Genomic DNA, 18,579 nt, shown 5'->3' with positions numbered 1-18,579 from the left:
TCCATGGGAAAAGCGCGGATCGCCACAGGGGTCTTTCTGGTAACGTTGGTGACCGGGGCCATGGGCTACACCATCGCCTCGGCGGTGCTGACCTATCAGGATCTCGGCTTCGGGGCCGAGATCGACTTTGCCTATATCGCGCAGAACTATCTGGCGATCCTCGATCGCCGCCCGGAGGACGCGCAACTTATTCACCTGATCATCGGCAGCTTTACCGCCGCCGGCCTTATGCTGGGCCTCGCCCTCTCAGGGTCCGCCCTCACACGCTTTGGCCAGACTCATTGGCAGTCTGCGCGCGAGATGAAGGCCAATGGCTTCTTTGGGGCGCCCGGGACCGGGTTCATCCTCGGCAAACTCGGCTCTCCTAAATCCCGCGCGAAGTACATCTGCTCGAAAGTCTTCCCGCACGCGCTGATCGTCGCGCCCACGGGCCGCGGCAAGACCACTGGCTTCGTCATTCCGAACCTGCTGACCTGGCAGGGCTCCGCCGTGACGCTCGATGTGAAGGGCGAGTGTTTCGAAGCCACGGCCCGCCACCGCGCCGCCCAGGGCGACAAAGTCTATCGCTTTGCCCCCACCGATTGGGAGGGCAAGCGCACACATCGCTACAACCCGCTCTTGCGCATCTCCGAGCTGAAAGATCCCGCGCGCCAGCAGATGGAACTGCAGCTTCTGGCGACGCTCTTCCTGCAGAGCGACAACGACCGGGTGCAGGGCCTCCTCAAGGGCGGGATCGATCTCTTTGTGGCGGCGGGCCTCTTGGCCTTCCAGCGCAAGCGCCCCACCTTGGGAGAAATCTACCGCATCGCCGCCTCGGGAGGGAACAAGCAGAAGGAGTATTTCGCGCGGGGCCATGAGGTCGACAACAGGGCCGCTAAGCTGATCTTCACGCGGCTCGCCTCGACCAACAACGACACGCTGACATCCTACGTTTCGCTCCTGATGACCTCGGGACTCGACCAATGGCAGAACCCGGCGATCGACGAGGCGACGGCGGTGTCGGACTTTGATTTCCGGACGATCCGGAGAAAGCCCTTTTCGGTCTACCTCGTGGTCCAGCCGCTGATGGTGAAGCCGCTCGCGCCGCTGATCCGGCTCTTCTTCTCCGACCTGCTCTCCGCCATGCAGGAAAGAGACCCCGGCCCCGACGAGCCCTGGCCCGTGATGATCATGCTCGACGAGTTCAATCGCCTAGGAAAAATGCCCATTGTGGTCGAAAGCATCGAGACCTTGCGGACCTATCGTGGTCATCTGGCCGTGGTCACCCAAACCATCCCCGCTCTTGATGAAATCTATGGCGAAAACACCCGCCGCGCCCTACAGGGCAACGCGGGGGTGAAGCTCTACCTGACGCCCTCTGATGAGAAGACCGTCGAGGAGCTGAGCAAGGCTGTCGGCAAGACCACGAAGACCGTGGTCACGCGGTCTCAGTCCATCGGCAAGAACCCCTTCGAAGGACGCAGCCAGTCCACACGGACCGAAGAAAGTTCTTTGCTGCCCGAAGATGAGGCGCGCCGCCTGCCGCTCGACGAGATCGTCATGGTGATCGATGCCCAAATGCCGGTCCGGGCAAAGCGGATCCAGTATTTTGACGATCGGCTGTTTAAGGCGATCCACGCGGCACAGACGGGCGAATTGCCGTTCCCGGAGCTGGGGGGAGGGGGGCCGCAAGGCAATCTGCCGTTGAGTATGCGCGCCATGCCGATGACGCCGCCGCCGGACGGGTCAGGCGGATCCGAAGCCGATGTGGTGGCCGCACGCCAGGCTGCGGATGGCCAATCGTCAGAGCAAACCGATGTCGTCCCAAAGAAGACCGCGCCCGCCGTTCAAGCCGTCGTCGCCGAGGAACAACGACAGATGGAGATGGATTTTGGGGGCCAGGTTGCGAATTGCGAGACAGTGGGCGTGGATGATGAGGCGCAGATGCGTTCTGCCGTCGATGGTCTCGATATGTTAGAGGCAACTATGGAGCGGAGCAAGAACGGCGTACGAGAAGGGATCTAGTTATCATATTGGTTCGTAGTCCGTTTTCGCGCGCTCAAGCCGTGCGCCCACGGTATCCAACCCCCATCGACGATCAAAAAAGAATTCCAGCGCTTTTCTGGTTTCGACTCGAAGCCATTCGCCTTCAAAGCCGAATTCACGTCTGACGACCTTTGCTTGCTCATCTGAAAGTCCTGTCTTTGGTCGCAGCCAGATGATTGCTCGAGTATTCCAATCCACGTCCTCCGGCAGAGGCTTGTCTATGGGTTTCTCCTCGAAGGAGCTGTCAGGATCGATGCGGATCGGGAGGTAGTTCCGATATTCACCGTGCTTGAAACTGTGGGCACGCAAGTGCACGCTTTCACCATCGGACGTGAAGCGGGTCGGCGCAATCCACTGCCCTTCGTCGGTACCGGACGACATCGACGTGTACCGTACGTGGAGGGCTTTCCCCGACCTGATTGCCTGGTGAAGCAGCGCGATAGTCCTCCGATCTGCCTTGCGTTCCGGTCGTGGCAACGCGGAAGGCGGCGTATCTTCATCATCGCTCGTCAGGATATCGAGGGCTTCGGTCAGCCCGGATGGTGCTAAAGGCTCGTGTTCGATCGAAGCAATATAGGTCTTTCGCACCGGATCATAGGTCGGCGGTGTACTGTGCGCTAGACTGAGATAGACACGAAAGTCCAGCGCTGCCTGCGCGGTCGAAATACCGAAGTGGTCGATCAGATCCTTGCGGTTTGCCATACCCCGCCAAGTCAGGCAGCGGTCCAGAAAGATCAGGCGCTCTCTCTGCGCATGTTTGAGGTCGTCGAGCTTCATGTGCGCATCCCTACCTTGACTCTCGCCTGTATGTCCATCTAGAAATTATACGATTAAAAAATATACGGACTATTGCCATGAGGATTCTTCACACCGCCGACCTCCATCTCGGGCGTCAGTTCAACGGGATTCCTCTCGATTCCGATCACGCAGCAATACTCGACCAGATCGTTTCGGCGATCACCTCCCGCGACGTTGATGTTCTTGTAATTGCAGGAGATATTTTTGACCGGGCTGCCCCGCCGACGTCAGCCGTGCGGCAGTTCAATGGGTTCTTGGCGCGCGTTGCCTCGGAGACTGACGCGGCTGTGGTGATGATCGCCGGCAATCACGACTCTGGTGATCGAATCGCATCTATGGCGATCATGACAGACACACGACGCGCTTTAATACGTGGGGCGATCAGTGCGGACGAGAAACCGCTGGTCCTCACGGACGCCCACGGACCTGTGGCGTTCACAGGGTTGCCCTTCGCCTACGAGTATGCCGCCCGTGAATGTTTTTCCGACGAAGCTCTCCACACGCCCGAGGACGTTCTCGCGGCTCAGGTGGCTTGCGGTCGGCGTAACATTCCCGATGGTACGCGTTGGGTCGTCGTTTCGCATGCTTTCGTAGCCGGGGCTTCGAGCAGCGAAAGTGAACGACCTCTCACCAGGGTCGGGGGCATCGAGACAGTCAGTTCGGCCGTGTTCGAGGGTGCCCACTATGTGGCTCTTGGCCATCTGCACAGGCCGCAATCGGTTGGTGCCCCTCATATCCGGTACTCGGGATCGCCATTAGCTTTCGGGTTTGATGAATCTGACTGCCAGAAGTCGATGAGCCTCGTCGAGATCGATGCAGTCGGGCAAACCACGATTGAGAGCATTCCCTTCACACCCATTCGCCATGTGCGCGTCTTGAAGGGACGTCACGCAGAACTTCTCCTCGCAGACCGATCTGACGATTTTATCAAAGCCGTGCTTACCGATGATGCGCCTGTGATCGATGGAATGAAGCGCATCCGCGACGTGTTCCCGAACGCCTGTGAACTTATCTACGAGCGGGATGAACAGGCGCCAGAAGTAAAGTCCTTAACGGGACGTGCCCTGGCGGTCGCGAACCCTGTCGAAGTCATTGGCGACTTCGTTGAACACGTGCGGGACGAAGGGTTCTCAGAGAAGGAACTGGAGGTCGTAGCGTCGGCACTCGGTCGCCTGCGGGAGACGGAGGATGTGAAATGAGACCTGTTCGGTTAACACTTCAGGCGTTCGGTCCCTATCCGGGTCGGGTGGTTATCGACTTTCGGGATGCCGTCGAGGCGGGTCTTTTCGGCATCTACGGACAGACAGGGTCGGGCAAGTCGACCATCTTCAGCGCGATGACCTTTGCGCTCTTCGGAGAAGCGGCGAAGGCGGAGCAAGAGGCTCCGTCGCTGCGCTCGGATCACGCCGATCCGGATGTAATGACCGAGGCGGAGTTCGTGTTCGACATTGGTGAGCGGCGATATGTTGTGCTTCGCCGACCCGACCAGATGCGACCCAAGGCACGCGGTGAAGGCGAGACGCGGAGCGCACACGAAGCTTACCTGTTCGATGCGACCGGTATGTCGTTAGACGACATTACAGACGCGGCGCGGGGCAAGATCGTGGCCGAGAAGAAGGTGCGCGACGTCGACGCGGCTGTCATCGAGATGCTCGGATATGGCTCAGAGCAATTTCGCCAGATCGTTCTTCTGCCGCAAGGGCGCTTCGAGAAGTTCCTTTCGGCCAAGACAAAAGAGCGTCTCGAAATCCTGCGAGAACTCTTCGATGTCTCGCTTTACGAAAAGCTCATGGCCGATCTCAAGTCCGCAGCCGATGAGGCTGAACGGCAGGTGCGGGAGGAACGTGCACTCTGCATCAAACAACTCATGGCAGAAGGGTTCGAAAGCACCGATGCACTGATTTCGGGCATCGAAGCCGCAACCGGGAAATGTGCAGAGCTACGCGCGAACGAAGAAACCGGGAAGGCGACGGCGGAAGCTGCCGAGAAAGCAGTGCGTCAGGCGGAGGCGATCGAAGAAAAATTCGCGACGGCCGAAAAGATGAACGAACGGCTTCGCGCACTTGAGGCGCGGAAGGACGATATCGAGGCGCTTGCCGAGCAGGTCCGACAAGCCGAGCGCGCGCGCGGTCTGATCGATGTCGAGGAGCGAGTGAGGGATGCCGAACGCGAGGTTGGTGAAGCCGAGGGCGGGCGCAAAAAGGCTGACGAGGCCAGCGAGCTTGCTGCCAGAGAAGCAGAAAAGGCGGCAGAGGCGCTCCGGCACGAGGAAGACCGTGCCGATGAGGTCGAAACCCTGCGCCGGAGAAGCGACGAACTGGAGAGATATGGTCGAATCCTCGAGGCAGCAGCCGATAGCAATCAGGCAGTCGAAACCGCGCTGAAAGAGCAGCAGAACGCCGACAACACTTTTCAGGCGGCAAAGGCACAACTGACCAAACTCCAGGAGAAGCGCATCTCGAAAAACGCCGAGCTGAAAGTCGCGCGTGAGACCGAGACGAAGCGCGCCGAGATCGTGGGTCGACGCGCAGAACTCGACCAACGGCATCTGGCAGCCAAGTCCTACGAGGGCGCCTTGCAGGATGTTACGACGGCTCAGGCCGCTGTCGAAGAACAGCTTCGGAAGTCGAAAGCTGCGTCAGGAAGGGCCGAGAAGGCACGAGATAATCTTGAGACAGCCGAAAGAAATCTCGCGGCTGCACAGGCGCTGCACCTTGCGACGAAACTGGAAGCAGGGTCGGCATGTCCGGTCTGCGGCGCGACCGAGCATCCCGCTCCTGCGACGGGCGACATCGGCAGTGCTGGCCTGGACAAGGCGTTCCGAGAGACGCGAGACGCATGGCTGGCGGCCGATCGCGAAGCGCGGCAAGCCGGCGAAGCACTGATCGGGGTACAAGCGACGCTCGAGGAGCGAAAGAAACGCTTGTCCACCCTGCAGCAGTCAGAGGAGCTTGCGGACGTCATCGCGGCGCAGATCGGTCGTGAGGACGCCGCACTCGCAGCTCTTGGGCCCCGCGTCGACATTCTTGCCGCGGAGGCAGGGATTGACGAACTGGAATTGCAGGTCGAGGAACTGGAGCGGAAACGCGATGAGTTGCGTGATCGCTTTGATGAGCGGCGGAACAAGGCAACCGAGGCCAAGGCGGCCCGCGATGGCAAGCTTGCCGAGGTGCCGGAGAACCTGCGCGATGTGACGGTGCTCGCGGCCACACTTAAGAATGTGACCGGGTCGCTGGAGTCACTTCAGGCGGCGCGGACCGCGGCAGAAAAAGCGCTGAACTCCGCGCGCGAAAAGGCACTCGGCGCAGTCAAGGATCTCGAAAGCGCGGACAAGGCGCTCGCGGACTGCAAGACGCGCCATCAGAAGGCGGCGGAGGTTTTCCGAACAAGACTGGCTGGAGTTGGCCTCACAGCAGAGGCGTTTCAGTCTCTCAAGCCAGCCATCGAAACTCTCGATGAAGATAGAGAAACGGTCGAGACCTACCGGCGTGAGCACAAGAGTGCGTCTGATGCAGTCACAGATGCTGCCTCTGCGATTGAAGGCATGTCCCGGCCTGACATCGAAGCGCTGCGGGAAACGCACCAGATCCATGCTGAGGCACTCGGCAGGGCGACCGAAGAACGCGTTGCCGCCCAGACCCGTGTCGATCATTTGGATCGGCTTAGAAAGGGGATGGAAGAGACGCTGCGCAAGCTTGACGAAGCCGAAGCGGCATCAGGCCCGCTGCGCGGACTAGCTGCGCTGGTGAACGGGCAGAACTCGCAAAGATTGACCTTGGAGACATTCGCGATAGGCGCGATGTTCGACCAGATTCTGGAAGCGGCAAACTTACGCTTCGGCCCAATGACAAACTATCAGTATAGTCTTGAGCGCGAGGTGGAGAATGGAGGGCGAGGTAAACGAGGCCTTGGCACACAGGTGTTTGACGCGCACACCGGGAAATCTCGCGCTACAAGCACACTCTCAGGCGGCGAGACGTTCATTGCGGCACTCGCTCTCGCACTTGGTCTTGCCGACGTGGTCGAAGCGGCGAGCGGCAAGGTCCGGCTCGACACGATTTTCATCGACGAAGGGTTTGGAAGCCTCGACACCGAAAATGGGTCCGGCACGCTCGACCAGGTCCTACAGGTCCTCAACTCCATCGTCCGACAGAACCGTGCCGTGGGTCTGATTTCGCATGTACCGCTCGTCCAGGAGGCGATCCCAAACGGCTTCTATGTCAGAAAAGGGATGTCTGGGAGTAGTATAGAGGAAAGGGGGGTGGTCTGATGGATCCTCGTTGGTTTCGACGGCGAGCTCATTCGCGGCACTTGCCAAATGGTGGCACTACCGACGTTCGAGAAAGCTGGGTCTTACAGTCTTCTTCGAAGGCAAAGCGCCAGCGCAGTTTCCGGCATCAGTGCCCCATATGCGGTGCAGACGTGGTCACGGTCCATATGCCCAATGGTGGCAGCGCTCATTTTGAGGGCGCGAAGGGATTGTATAGGATAAAGCACCCATGTTTGCATGTTGGCGAAGGTTTGAGCCGAGTTCGTGACACGAACACGCCTGACCTCTTCGAAAACTGCTGAAATGTGCACCCCCACTGGGGATTCGATTGTTCGAGCAGAGAAAAATCGCCTAGAGGTTGAGATGTGGGCGCCGTTCTCTAGAGATCGAACTGGCCAGTTTGGAGATTTTATTGATGAGTTTTGTATGGAAGGTTTTTCGAGTTACATTTTTTCTAGCGATTTATTTCTTTGCTGCTTTGGTAATTGTTACACTTGGATTGCAGTCTTGGTCGGACGGCAGCCAAGTTCTTTTTGCATTGGGAGCGCCCATCGTTTTGGTTTGGTGGCAAGAAAGGCGGCGATCTAGAAAAATTGCCGCTACAAATGGCGGCGCAAAGAGTTCGGAAACACCAAAATCGAATTCAGCGCCGGTAGTGCCTCCAAATGCGTATAATAAACGTGTCGGGCGTGAACGCGAACGAACTCGCGAAGCTAGTGTTTCCAAGGCATCGGCTGCGACTCATGCCTTTTCTCCACCGAAGCAGGACTACGCCGAGATCGTTCGGGCCGGAAAGTCTGCGGCACCAGCTCTTGCGGCAGCCGCTGAAAGAAAACAATCTGGGCGAGTTGCATCGAGCAGGTTGTCCCGAACAAAGAAAAGCGGGTGGGTCCCTTCTAGCGAAACAGCTAGCGTCGCGGGCCGCAGCATCGGCGGCATGGTCTATGTTGGCACGCCTCCCTTGCTGAACTCCTACGGGTATCGTGACAAATGCCGAGCCTATATCGATCCATCCCTGTCGGTCGCGCGCTCGGGCAGGGACAAGGCTGGCGATGGCATGCCGTATTGGCCCGGATACTCGGATATCTCACCCCAGTGTCGGGCAACCTACTTGGAGTGGTTGGCAAGTGGGCGAAGCGACGCCTCCTATAACCCCGGCTACATGTTCCTGTACTTCTACGGGCTGGAGCGTCGCTTCTTCGTCGATCAGTCCGACGAAGATGCCAAGGATATCGTCCAAGAAGTTCGGCGGCTGCAGTCACTTTACCCTGACAACCACTCGGTCAGACGCTATCTGGGTGAGTTCCTCGACATTGCGATGCTTGCCGAAACCGACCTCGACGCTATCGAACCGATTTTCGAGAAGCAGGGCTGGGAACTTCCGTTCTCACTCAAATACGCAATTGGAGTTCGGATCGACAAAGGCGAGCACCTGACTGCGGACTGGTTGCTGAGTTGGTTCATCTGCCATCCCGAAGGCAATCTTAGAACTCCTGCGACGCGGTGCCGTGACGAGTTCATCGCCCTCTTCCGCATGCGATTTGATGAACGATTTCCGGACGGACTAAAAGTTACCAAGCCTAGGAAGAAGCTCACGGCGTCCTATCGGGCCGCTTCCAGCGAGTTTCAGGGGTCCGCCAACCCAACCTTGGATGGCAAGCCTGTCCCGGATATTTCCGGCCTGCGCAAACCGATCGAGATTGCTCAGGAGCTGGCTGATGAGGTGATGAACGATCTCGACAAGCTCAGTCGCTTCCTGGGCCGAAATCCTGAAGGTCGCGGAAGCGTTGAAGCGCATGCTTTGATGCCCACTGAACTTTGGGAAGCCTTCCCATCTGAGGAAATGGACCGCTTGAAATTCTGGGCAAGCGATGTCGTCGATCGAGGGGGATTGGTGCCGCTCAAGGAGGTCATCGGACGGCTGGAGGGAGAAACGAACGAGAAGATCGCGAAAAGGCAGATGACAGGAGCGGCCGACGCGCTCGCGCGCCTGGGTTTTGGTCTCGCACCTGACCCTCGGTTTGCACTCCGATCACCCAAGGCAGAGGAACCTGTTGTGCTGTTTAGCTTGGGTGAACCCATCGAAAGACTGGAGGAAGTTTCCGAAAGCTATCGAAACGCTCTTATGGAACTAGCGCTCGGGTCCTTCGTCGCCCATGCGGATGGTCGCATCGCGGAGCCCGAGCGCAGGGCGCTGGAGGATCAGGTTTCCGCCGCGGCCCTCAGCGATCAGGAACGCCGCAGGCTGCGTGCAAACCTTGAATGGTTCTTGGCCGTGCCGCCGGACATGACGCTTCTGCGGCGCAAATTGAAGGATGTGGGCCAAGACAGCCAGGCCGCTATGCGGGCAGCACTGGTTGGTGCAGCACATGCCGATGGCATTATTCACTCCGACGAAGTCGCAAGCATCGAGAAAATCTACAAGGCTTTGGGCCTCGATCCTGCGCTTGCCTACTCGGATCTGCATGCTGGCGAAGTCGCGGATGGTCCTCGCGCTGTTCGTGCCTCGCAACCGGGTCGCCCGGGCGAAGCGATACCCGATCTTGAAAAAGCCAGCGGACCCAAACTCGACGCGTCGCGGATCGCAGCAATCCGTTCGGACACTGAGCGCGTGTCGTCCGTCCTCGGTCAGATTTTCGATGTCGAAGAGGAAGAAAGTGGTGCGTCTGGGCCCGCCAGCCAAAGCCAGCTGGCGGGGCTTGACCCGAAACACGGCGCCCTTGTCCTCGAACTAGTTACTCGGGAGCATTGGTCTGACACAGAGTTCGAGACGATCTGCGCCTCGCATGGCTTGATGGCGTCCGGGGCACTGGAAGTTGTGAATGAATGGGCTTTTGAGACCTACGATGAAGCGCTTCTCGACGAGTATGATGGATATGACATGTCCCCGGAGATTGCGGAGGCGGTAAAAGAAAAGATGAGTGCGGAGGGCAGGGATGTCTAAGTTGAAACCACGTGAACGCGATGCAATCGTACAGGCGCTTCGGGCCGGGGTCGTGCCCAAGCTAGGTTTGCGCCATATTCAGGTCGGCCGCGTCCGGGAGATTGAAGAGCTCGTTAAGGACATGGACCGGATATCCGATGGCGGATCGGCAATCAGGTTCATCATCGGGGAATACGGATCGGGCAAGACGTTCTTCATGAACCTGATCCGCCTCGTCGCCTTGGAGAAAGGCCTGGTCGTGATGTTCGCGGATCTGGCGCCGGATCGCCGCATTCACGCGACCGGCGGACAAGCTCGGGGGCTGTATGCGGAGATGGCCCGAAACCTCTCGACGCGGACAAAGCCCGATGGCGGGGCATTGGCCAGCGTGGTGGAACGGTTTGTCAGCCAGGCTCACCGAGATGCTGAAGAACGGGATTTGCCTACGGGGACCGTCATTCGTGAACGCCTTGGCCACTTTGAAGAACTTACCGGAGGGTTTGAGTTCGCGGAAGTCATCCGCCGATATTGGGAAGGCCATGAAACCGGTGACGACGAGTTGAAATCCGCAGCCCTGAGGTGGCTGCGCGGTGAATTCGCGACACGCACCGACGCGCGCAAAGTACTTGGCGTACGAACAATCATCGACGACTCCAGTGTCTATGACCATCTGAAGCTGATGTCGGCATTCGTGTGCGAGGCCGGATATAAAGGATTGCTGGTCGGCCTTGACGAGATGGTGAACCTCTACAAGCTCACATCGTCGCAGGCCCGCAATGCAAACTACGAACAGATACTCCGGATCCTGAATGATGTGCTGCAGGGCAGTGCCGAGAACCTCGGATTTCTCATGGGCGGGACCCCGGAGTTTCTGATGAACACCCGTCGAGGGCTCTACAGCTACGAAGCCCTTCAATCACGTTTGGCCGAGAACACCTTCGCGCGAGACGGATTGGTCGATCTTTCAGGACCGGTTGTCCGGCTCGCCAGCCTGACCCCTGAAGACCTTTTCGTACTTCTGGCCAATGTCCGGCGGATCATGCAGGACGACGCCGTTGCTCTGCCGGACGACGCGCTCGAGGCCTTCATGGCGCATTGCTCGGACCGGATCGGTGAAGCTTACTTCCGCACGCCGCGCAATACGGTGACCGCATTCGTGAACTTGCTTTCCGTGCTCGAGCAAAACCCCGGTGTCGAATGGAGTGATCTGATCGAAAAGATCGAAGTCTCCGAAGACCTTGGCGAAGACATGACCGAGGTAGACGAGTCGACTGGTGCCCAAGACCCCGGTGACGATGACCTGATCAGCTTCAAGCTCTGACGTCGATGAGCAGTGCGTTCGACAGACTGGCGAGGCCTGTGCAGAAATGGATACGCCAGAAAGGATGGCGCGAACTTCGCGACATCCAGGCGCGATCCATCCGGACGATCTGCGAAACTAATGCCGATTTGATCGTTGCGGCTTCAACGGCGGGCGGAAAGACGGAGGCGGCGTTCCTGCCGTTGATTTCACAGGTGCTTGACGAGCCGTGCGACGGCACCGGCTTCGATCTACTCTACATCGGTCCGCTGAAAGCCTTGATCACGGATCAGGCCATACGGCTGGAGGGCATCTGCCAGGAAGCAGAGCTTCCGGTTGTTCCCTGGCACGGGGATGTCTCGCAATCGATCAAGACGCGCGCGTTGAAATCTCCAAAAGGGATCCTGCTGATAACCCCAGAGTCCCTTGAGGCACTTTTCATTCGTCGTGGTTTGGAAATCGCTCGCCTGTTTGGGGCCACGCGGGCAGTCGTGATCGACGAATTGCACACGGTTTTAGATAGCGAACGTGGTGTCCAGCTTCGTTCACTGCTCACAAGGCTCGAGCTCGCGACAAAGCGCCCAATCCGTCGGATAGGTCTGTCAGCCACTCTCGGCGACATGGACCTCGCCAAGGCCTATCTTCGCCCTGACGCAGCAAGCTCTGTCCAACTGATCGAAGCAGATGGCGGCGAGGCTGAATTGAGGCTTCAGCTTCGCGGCTACCTCTCAGGCGATGAAGATGGAAACAGTCCATCCGCAACGGATGCCATAGCAGCCCATCTTTTCAAACACCTTCGAGGCAGCGACAACCTGGTCTTCGCCGGAGCGCGCCAGCGGGTGGAGATCTACGCAGATCGGTTGCGGGAGCTTTGCGAGCGAGAACACCTGCCGCAGGAATTTTACCCCCACCACGCGAGCCTCTCCCGAGATCACCGTGACTTCGTGGAGCGGCGGCTCAAGGATCCTGCGAAGCCGACGACTGCGATTTGCACGTCGACCCTCGAGCTTGGAATCGACATCGGTGATGTGACCTGTGTGGCTCAAATAGGGGCACCGTTTAGCGTAGCAGCGTTGCGGCAACGGCTCGGGCGATCAGGCCGGCGTGAAGGACAACCTGCTATACTCCGACAGTACGCCGTCGAAGCCAAATTGTCGCCGGAGAGCAGTTTCGTCGATCGACTTCGCTTGGGCCTGATCAGGTCTATCGCGATGATAGATCTGTTGCTGGAAGGCTGGTGCGAACCGCCAAAACCGCAAGCGCTTCATCTTTCGACGCTCGTTCATCAGATACTGTCGGTTATCGCGCAGCGCGGCGGTGCGTCCGCAAGCGTGGTCTACAATGTACTGTGCCGCGAGGGTCCTTTTCGAAGGGTCACGACTGAGGTGTTCGCCGATGTGTTGCGTGCGATTGGCCATCCTGAAACCGGTTTGATCGAACAGGCCGGAAGTGGGCTGTTACTCTTGGGCCCGACAGGCGAGAAGCTGGTCGAGCATTACAGCTTCTATGCGGTGTTCCAGACACCTGAGGAATTCCGTTTGGTTGCAGAGGGGCGGGATCTTGGAACCTTGCCGATCGACAATGTTCTTGCTCCGGGGATGCTGTTGATTTTTTCCGGGCGGCGTTGGGTTGTTCAAGAAATTCATGATCGTGAAAAGGTCATAATCGTCAAACCCGCGAAGGCTGGTGTGCCTCCAGTCTTCGGCGGCGATGCAGGCGACATTTATGACAAGGTGATAGACCGAATGTTCAGTGTGCTCGAGCGGGGTATCAGTCCACCCTACATGGAGGCCGTTTCGCTAGAGATGCTAGACGAAGCGCGCGCCCACTATGAGCAACTCGGGTTCCGGACCAAGAATATCTACAGTTTTGGCGAACGTACATCGATCATCGCAACGCGGGTCGGAACGGTGAAGACGTCAACTCTCGCGCTCGCACTAAGAAGTAAGGGGTTCTTGGTTGAACAGCATGACGGGTTTCTGCTGGTGGAGGCAGGGGACGAAACCCCCGATCTTCAAACGGCACTAACGCATATTCGATCTGGCGAACCTGTCGATCTGTTCGCGGGAGCAGGGAACTTCGTGTCGGAGAAGTTTCATCCGTACCTGTCGAAGCCGCTCTTGGAGTTGGATGCAGCCAGTTCGAAGCTTGTTCCTCAAATTCTTCCAACGTTGGTTGAAAGGATCATTCAGGCATGAGCGGTGGGAAGCAGAGGTTGTTTCCTTGCACGTTCTGAACCGCTAGGGCCAAATGCAATGGCCTTTGGGGGCGCAGAGATCATTTGGAGAATGTCGTGGCCGATAAGCTGAACATAAATCTAAGATATTGTTATGGAATTGGAAAACTTGAGTCAGAGCTGGAGTTTAAGCACAAAGGCTACGCGATCTACGCTCCGAACGGTGTTATGAAAACATCGTTTGCGAAGACAATGATGGACCTTTCGGAAGGCAATTCGCCGAAGGACCTGCACTTCCCGGATCGCGAACCTACTTGTGAGATCACCCTGAATGGCGAAGCCATTAAGAAAGAGGAAATTTTCGTCGTTAAATCCTACGATGACAAATTCTCTTCAAGTCAGGTGTCCACTCTTCTTGCGAACGCCGAACTCAGAACGAAGTACGAAAAAATCCATCAGTCGATTGGCGAAGCAAAAAAGGCTTTGGACAAAGCTCTCAGGAACGCTGCGGGGTTTGGAGAGAGATCACGGGAGAACTTAGACCCGATTATCGAGGATGTGTTCGGCGGCAGCTATTATGAGGCACTTTCTGCGATTGAGGACGAGCTCAACGAACTTCATCAATCGGACCTCGGCAAAGCCGACTACAGAATCCTGTACGACCCAAAAGTTCAGCAATTCCTTGCCAGCGAAGATGTGGCGGCTGCGGTCGAGGACTTTGCGCAAAAGTATGACGAGATAACCGAACAATCGCCAATCCTTCGAAGGGATTTTCAGTATCACAATGTCGCCCAGGTTCAGCAGCAACTCGAAGCGAACAACTTTTTTAACGCTGGACATAGCATCAGCTTGGCGGATGAAAACACGGATCAGAAGGAAGAGGTTTCATCGGACCAATCTCTTCGCGAGCGCATCGAAGAGGAGAAGCTTCGCGTCTTGAACGATGAGGCGGTGGCGAAGAAATTCGACACATTCAATTCAAAGCTCAAAAATAAGGAGCTGCAGGCTTTCCGAGACTATATCACAGATAATAAACACCTTCTGCCTATGCTAAACGAACCGAAAGGCCTGAAACGTGACCTTTGGATGCAATATCTTCGGGCTGCACTTGATGAGTACAAAGCGCTGGTATCCGAGTATCGAACTGGTCAAAGTGCTCTCGCTGAAATCATCGCAGACGCGGACAGCAGCAGAGGTGATTGGGATGCTGTAGTGGCAGATTTCAATCGTCGCTTTCTCTACCTGCCATTTGAACTTTCCGTTGAGAATAAGGCCGATGCGATCCTCAAAGGAAGTGCTCCTTCGATTGCTTTTATCATCAAAGATGCAGGTGATGAGAGGCGTTATGCTTCATCCGAAAAGCAAGAACTGCTCCGAGCGCTAAGCACAGGTGAAAGCCGCGCGCTGTACATACTTGATATTATGTATGAGGTATTCGTGCGATGGAAGAACCGCACCAAGACCCTCTTTGTCTTTGACGACATTTCTGACTCGTTTGACTACAAGAACAAGTTCGCGATCATCGACTTCTTGGAGGATGTAACCAAGGTCGAAGACACCAATTTCCTTGCCATCGTCCTGACTCACAACTTTGATTTCCTTCGAACAGTTTCAAACAGAGATATCTGTCCAGCACATCAGTGTCGGCTGGCGTTTCGATCTGATGATGGGATCAAGTTTGAGCCATTCGAGCGGACGGATATCCAGAGTCCGTTTCGTAAGTGGCAGGGCAGATTGGCGGAACCGTCCGTTCTAATTGCCTATATCCCGTTCTTACGTAATTTGATCGAGTACACGCTTGGCCCAAAAGATGCCGATGGGAATCCTAATGCTGACTACCTTCAGCTTACCAGGATGCTCCACTACAAAGATGAAACTGAAGCCCTCACCATTGAGGACTACAAGGCTGTATTCGAACGCCATTTGAGCGGGTGTACTTTCCCTGATGTTGATCTGACGCAGCCAATTATTGAGCATCTTTTCGCCACGGCCGATGAGTGTGAAAAAGTTGCCGATGGCATCAATCTTGAGCACAAGATCGCTCTGTCAATCGCGATCAGAATGCGAGCCGAGCGATACATGGTCGCGAAGATCCGTTCTGCGCAGGAAGAATTTGATGTTTCGAATAAGCAGACGGGGAAGATTTTTCAAAAATTCAAAGACTTGTTCAATAATGAAGCCGAAAAAATAGGCCTTCTACGCCGCGTTAATCTAATCACGCCAGCGAATATACATCTCAATTCCTTTATGTATGAGCCAATCTTAGACATGGGCATGGCCGAGTTGGTGACGTTGTACCAGAACGTAAAGTCAGATTTGAACTAGGCGTGATCGGAATGCGTTTTGCACTTTTGAATGGTCAACGAGTTGAGGCGACGCCTGGTGCCTTGGGCAACTGCCCAGGCTGCAATGCCGCCATGCTAGCTCGATGCGGGACCAAGAAGGTCTGGCATTGGGCGCACAAAGGCCGCCGCCATTGTGATCATTGGTGGGAAAACGAAACCGAGTGGCATCGCGACTGGAAGAACCGGTTTCTCACCGACTGGCAAGAGGTGCCAGCTCGCGATGAAACTGGCGAGCTTCATATTGCGGATATCAAAACACCCTATGGCCTTGTGATCGAGTTCCAGCACTCTGCTATCAAGTCGGCTGAGGTAAGAAAGCGCACAGATTTCTACGGTCAAGTAATTTGGATTATCGATGGAACCCGCCGCCCAACTGATCTGATCCAATATGAACGTATGTTGTCAGAAAACTATCCGGAACGGTTCGACGGCGTTGATATCTACACCGTTTATTGCGAGGAAACACGGCTTCTCAAAGAATGGGGATCATTGGGCAAGATCGTCGGATTTGACTTTGGCGGCGAAAATCTATGCTTGCTGACAGCCGCACAAGGCAGAAGCCGTTATCTCTTCGACTTCCCAAAGGTGGAGTTCGCTAGGTTGATTAGTGAAGGGAGGCCGCTACCAGTGGTTCAGTTCGCAGAACCCACCCAGCGTGGCTATCGAAGGCGTAGAAGATTCTAATAAACTTCAGGTCGCAAACAGTCGTTTTTGGCGGCTATCCTGGTCTACTAAAATCAACGCTTTGGATATGAAAACCGCCCGTAGAAGTTCACCAGCAGTACCTTTGCGGTTTTTGGAGGGTTGTTTTCATTAGCCCGTCACCGTCGCCCCAACCTTCCAAGCCTAGCCAGTTGCGTCAGCATCTGGGACCCGACCCCCGATGATCCTGCGCCGCTTGCCTGACCCGTCTGTCCCATGCCTTGTCGCACAGGCATCTGCTGTACCCCAAAAAACTGCCGAGCCCTGAGGGCTGCGTATTCCGCACCACTGGCGCCACCGATCAGGTAGCGGTTGTAGGCCTGCTGGCTGCCCATTGCGGCACGGGTGAAGCTGTAGCCGCCACCGAGACCGCCGGAGAGGGCGGGCATCATGATGTTGCCGGAGATTGCGCGGACGATGAAGGGTGTTGCGATGATGAATCCCTTGGCCATGAGCACCATCATGAAGAAGGGGATGAGCGCACCGATGTTTGAGGCCCCTTCGGGGTCGCCTAGTTCGCCGATGAGGGCTGAGGAGACCCCTGTGATCGTTGCGAACACGCCTGCGACGACAATGGGGTAGAGCGCAAAGGAAATCAGCGCCGACAGCCAGCGCGCGAAATAGTCCTTGGTCACCTCGAACAGCGTCAGGAAAATCATCACCGGGGCGATCCCGATCAGGAGCGCGATCATCAGCCGAGAGGCTACCAAGATGAAGGCGGCCAGCCCGCCGAGGATCGAGAGCAGAAGCACACCGACGATGTCCAGCATGGCACCGGCCATCCAGTTCAGCTCGGAACCGGCGGCGTTCAGGTAATCGCCGAGTTCCGAGATCAGCCGATCGAACTCTTCCGCGAAAGTACCGGAGGGCCCGGGGCTGCCGCCCCCGACCGAAGCGACAAGTGCGCCGGCGATGCTGTCGATCCCGGCAAGGATGGCGGAAGACAGCGCGTTGAACTGAACCCAATTGGTCGCAAATATCCCGATGAGCCCGATCTTGACTGCAAGCCAAAAAGCCGTGCGCCCGTCCATCGCCTTGTACTGGTAGATCATGTTCAGGAAGACGAGGATCACCACCAGCGTTGTTCCCAGCACCAGCAGCGTGCCAACCGTCGCCGCGACAGATCCGAACTGGGTTTCGGCGGCGGTATCGAGGTAGCCCTGTGAGGTTTCAACGAAATAGGTGACGACGCTCATCGGGGTTGTGCCTCACCAGTTGCCCGCGGCTTCGCAGATCGCTTTGGCCTCGAGACGGGCGTCGTTGGCGCGGCGGTTGTAGACATCCGAGGCTTGCAGCATTTCCCACCGTTCGGCGGTGGGGTGGTGATCGCGGAAGGTGGCCTCGGCCTCGTCCCAAGCTGGGAAGCGGATTTCACAGGCGCAGCTTCCGGTCTCGACGATCCGCTCAAGGTTCTGGGCGCGGTAGATGTCCTGGACCAATACGCGCTGATAGGCCTGGCGCAGGGGGATTTCTTGCATCCAGGTAGGTTCCGCCGGGCGGTCCGGACAGACGTTGAAACTGGGCTCAAGTGTCGGCACCAGGTTGCGCTCGGCGAAGGCGGGCGCGGCCGTCAGGCTCAGGGCCATCGCGATCAGGGCAATGAGACACCGCGCCTGCTTCATGCCGTTGCTCCGATGGCCGTGGTTTCGCGCTTCAAGAAGACCGTGTGTCCCACGTTGGCGAATTCCGAGGAGCTGATCGACACGACCTCCCAGCCTTCGGCCCCCTTCACATTTAGGCTGGCCTGCATGTCGGCAAGACTGGTTTTGCGGGTCATGGGAAAGGACAGGATATCGTATTCAAAGGTTTTCATTGGGAAGCTCCGATCTCATTGTTGCCGGGGAGGTAGAATTCGGTGATCCCGCGTTTGCCATCATGGCGACCGGCCTGGATGATTACGTCGATGGAGTTCTCGATGTACTGGATCATGTCGGCATAGGTCATCGGGATCTCGGTCTTGAGTGCGGCGATGGCCAGACGCTGCACGGCAAGTTGCGGGGTTTCTGCGTGCAGCGTGGTCATTGAGCCGCCATGGCCAGT

12 protein-coding genes and 1 pseudogene are annotated in these 18,579 nt (G+C 57.1%); 8 read left to right on the top strand and 5 right to left on the bottom strand.

The window, feature by feature from the left end; all coding sequences use genetic code 11:
* Positions 1-3 precede the first annotated feature (3 nt).
* Positions 4-2,004, top strand: a complete 2,001-nt coding sequence (locus tag BUB53_RS19990; RefSeq protein ID WP_073037482.1) for a type IV secretory system conjugative DNA transfer family protein — start codon at positions 4-6, stop codon at positions 2,002-2,004.
* Positions 2,005-2,007: 3 nt separating this feature from the next.
* Here the strand turns inward: BUB53_RS19990 and BUB53_RS19985 are convergent, their stop codons facing one another.
* Entirely contained in the window at positions 2,008-2,802 is a 795-nt protein-coding gene (locus BUB53_RS19985; protein WP_057821955.1) for a WYL domain-containing protein, read from the bottom strand.
* 77 nt (positions 2,803-2,879) lie between these two features.
* Between BUB53_RS19985 and BUB53_RS19980 the strand changes: the two genes are divergently transcribed.
* From BUB53_RS19980 to BUB53_RS19950, 7 genes are all read left to right on the top strand, one after another.
* Positions 2,880-4,022, top strand: a complete 1,143-nt coding sequence (locus tag BUB53_RS19980; protein WP_057821957.1) for an exonuclease SbcCD subunit D — start codon at positions 2,880-2,882, stop codon at positions 4,020-4,022.
* Positions 4,019-7,093: an AAA family ATPase gene (locus BUB53_RS19975; RefSeq protein WP_057821959.1), complete on the top strand. Its 3,075-nt coding sequence runs from the start codon at positions 4,019-4,021 to the stop codon at positions 7,091-7,093. The genes BUB53_RS19980 and BUB53_RS19975 overlap by 4 nt, the downstream gene beginning before the upstream one ends.
* 415 nt (positions 7,094-7,508) lie before the next feature.
* Complete coding sequence (locus BUB53_RS19970) at positions 7,509-10,037, top strand: tellurite resistance TerB family protein (protein ID WP_073037480.1); 2,529 nt, start codon at positions 7,509-7,511, stop codon at positions 10,035-10,037.
* A complete protein-coding gene (locus BUB53_RS19965) occupies positions 10,030-11,337 on the top strand; it encodes an ATP-binding protein (protein WP_073037478.1) in 1,308 nt (435 codons plus the stop codon). Before BUB53_RS19970 ends, BUB53_RS19965 begins: the two co-directional genes overlap by 8 nt.
* Before the next feature lie 5 nt (positions 11,338-11,342).
* Positions 11,343-13,514: a DEAD/DEAH box helicase gene (locus BUB53_RS19960; protein WP_057821921.1), complete on the top strand. Its 2,172-nt coding sequence runs from the start codon at positions 11,343-11,345 to the stop codon at positions 13,512-13,514.
* A 95-nt stretch (positions 13,515-13,609) separates the two neighbouring features.
* Positions 13,610-15,817 carry a hypothetical protein gene (locus BUB53_RS19955; RefSeq protein ID WP_057821923.1) on the top strand — a complete coding sequence of 736 codons (2,208 nt, stop codon included), beginning with the start codon at positions 13,610-13,612 and terminating at the stop codon, positions 15,815-15,817.
* Positions 15,818-15,828: 11 nt separating this feature from the next.
* On the top strand, positions 15,829-16,521 hold the full coding sequence (locus tag BUB53_RS19950) for a competence protein CoiA (RefSeq protein ID WP_082647578.1): 693 nt from the start codon (positions 15,829-15,831) through the stop codon (positions 16,519-16,521).
* 137 nt (positions 16,522-16,658) lie between these two features.
* Here the strand turns inward: BUB53_RS19950 and BUB53_RS19945 are convergent, their stop codons facing one another.
* From BUB53_RS19945 to BUB53_RS19930, 4 genes and pseudogenes are all read right to left on the bottom strand, one after another.
* Positions 16,659-17,735, bottom strand: a complete 1,077-nt coding sequence (locus BUB53_RS19945; protein ID WP_057821927.1) for a TrbL/VirB6 family protein — start codon at positions 17,733-17,735, stop codon at positions 16,659-16,661.
* 12 nt (positions 17,736-17,747) lie between these two features.
* On the bottom strand, positions 17,748-18,161 hold the full coding sequence (locus BUB53_RS19940; RefSeq protein ID WP_057821929.1) for a hypothetical protein: 414 nt from the start codon (positions 18,159-18,161) through the stop codon (positions 17,748-17,750).
* Positions 18,158-18,352, bottom strand: coding sequence for a hypothetical protein (locus tag BUB53_RS19935; protein ID WP_057821931.1), 195 nt, complete (start codon positions 18,350-18,352; stop codon positions 18,158-18,160). Before BUB53_RS19935 ends, BUB53_RS19940 begins: the two co-directional genes overlap by 4 nt.
* A pseudogene (locus BUB53_RS19930) lies at positions 18,349-18,579 on the bottom strand (type II secretion system protein E); the annotation flags it as partial. The pseudogene BUB53_RS19930 and the gene BUB53_RS19935, both read right to left, overlap by 4 nt.

The organism is Roseovarius pacificus (assembly GCF_900142665.1).
In the GTDB taxonomy this organism is placed as follows: Bacteria; Pseudomonadota; Alphaproteobacteria; order Rhodobacterales; family Rhodobacteraceae; genus Roseovarius; species Roseovarius pacificus.
This window is presented reverse-complemented; position numbering and strand designations above follow the sequence as displayed.

Bases quoted from the DNA above. Each gene is read 5' to 3' on its own strand.
- BUB53_RS19950 (WP_082647578.1), top strand. From the start codon at position 15,829: ATGCGTTTTGCACTTTTGAATGGTCAACGAGTTGAGGCGACGCCTGGT.
- BUB53_RS19985 (WP_057821955.1), bottom strand. From the start codon at position 2,802: ATGAAGCTCGACGACCTCAAACATGCGCAGAGAGAGCGCCTGATCTTT.
- BUB53_RS19940 (WP_057821929.1), bottom strand. From the start codon at position 18,161: ATGAAGCAGGCGCGGTGTCTCATTGCCCTGATCGCGATGGCCCTGAGC.
- BUB53_RS19960 (WP_057821921.1), top strand. From the start codon at position 11,343: ATGAGCAGTGCGTTCGACAGACTGGCGAGGCCTGTGCAGAAATGGATA.
- BUB53_RS19975 (WP_057821959.1), top strand. From the start codon at position 4,019: ATGAGACCTGTTCGGTTAACACTTCAGGCGTTCGGTCCCTATCCGGGT.
- BUB53_RS19980 (WP_057821957.1), top strand. From the start codon at position 2,880: ATGAGGATTCTTCACACCGCCGACCTCCATCTCGGGCGTCAGTTCAAC.
- BUB53_RS19945 (WP_057821927.1), bottom strand. From the start codon at position 17,735: ATGAGCGTCGTCACCTATTTCGTTGAAACCTCACAGGGCTACCTCGAT.
- BUB53_RS19935 (WP_057821931.1), bottom strand. From the start codon at position 18,352: ATGAAAACCTTTGAATACGATATCCTGTCCTTTCCCATGACCCGCAAA.
- BUB53_RS19965 (WP_073037478.1), top strand. From the start codon at position 10,030: ATGTCTAAGTTGAAACCACGTGAACGCGATGCAATCGTACAGGCGCTT.
- BUB53_RS19990 (WP_073037482.1), top strand. From the start codon at position 4: ATGGGAAAAGCGCGGATCGCCACAGGGGTCTTTCTGGTAACGTTGGTG.
- BUB53_RS19970 (WP_073037480.1), top strand. From the start codon at position 7,509: ATGAGTTTTGTATGGAAGGTTTTTCGAGTTACATTTTTTCTAGCGATT.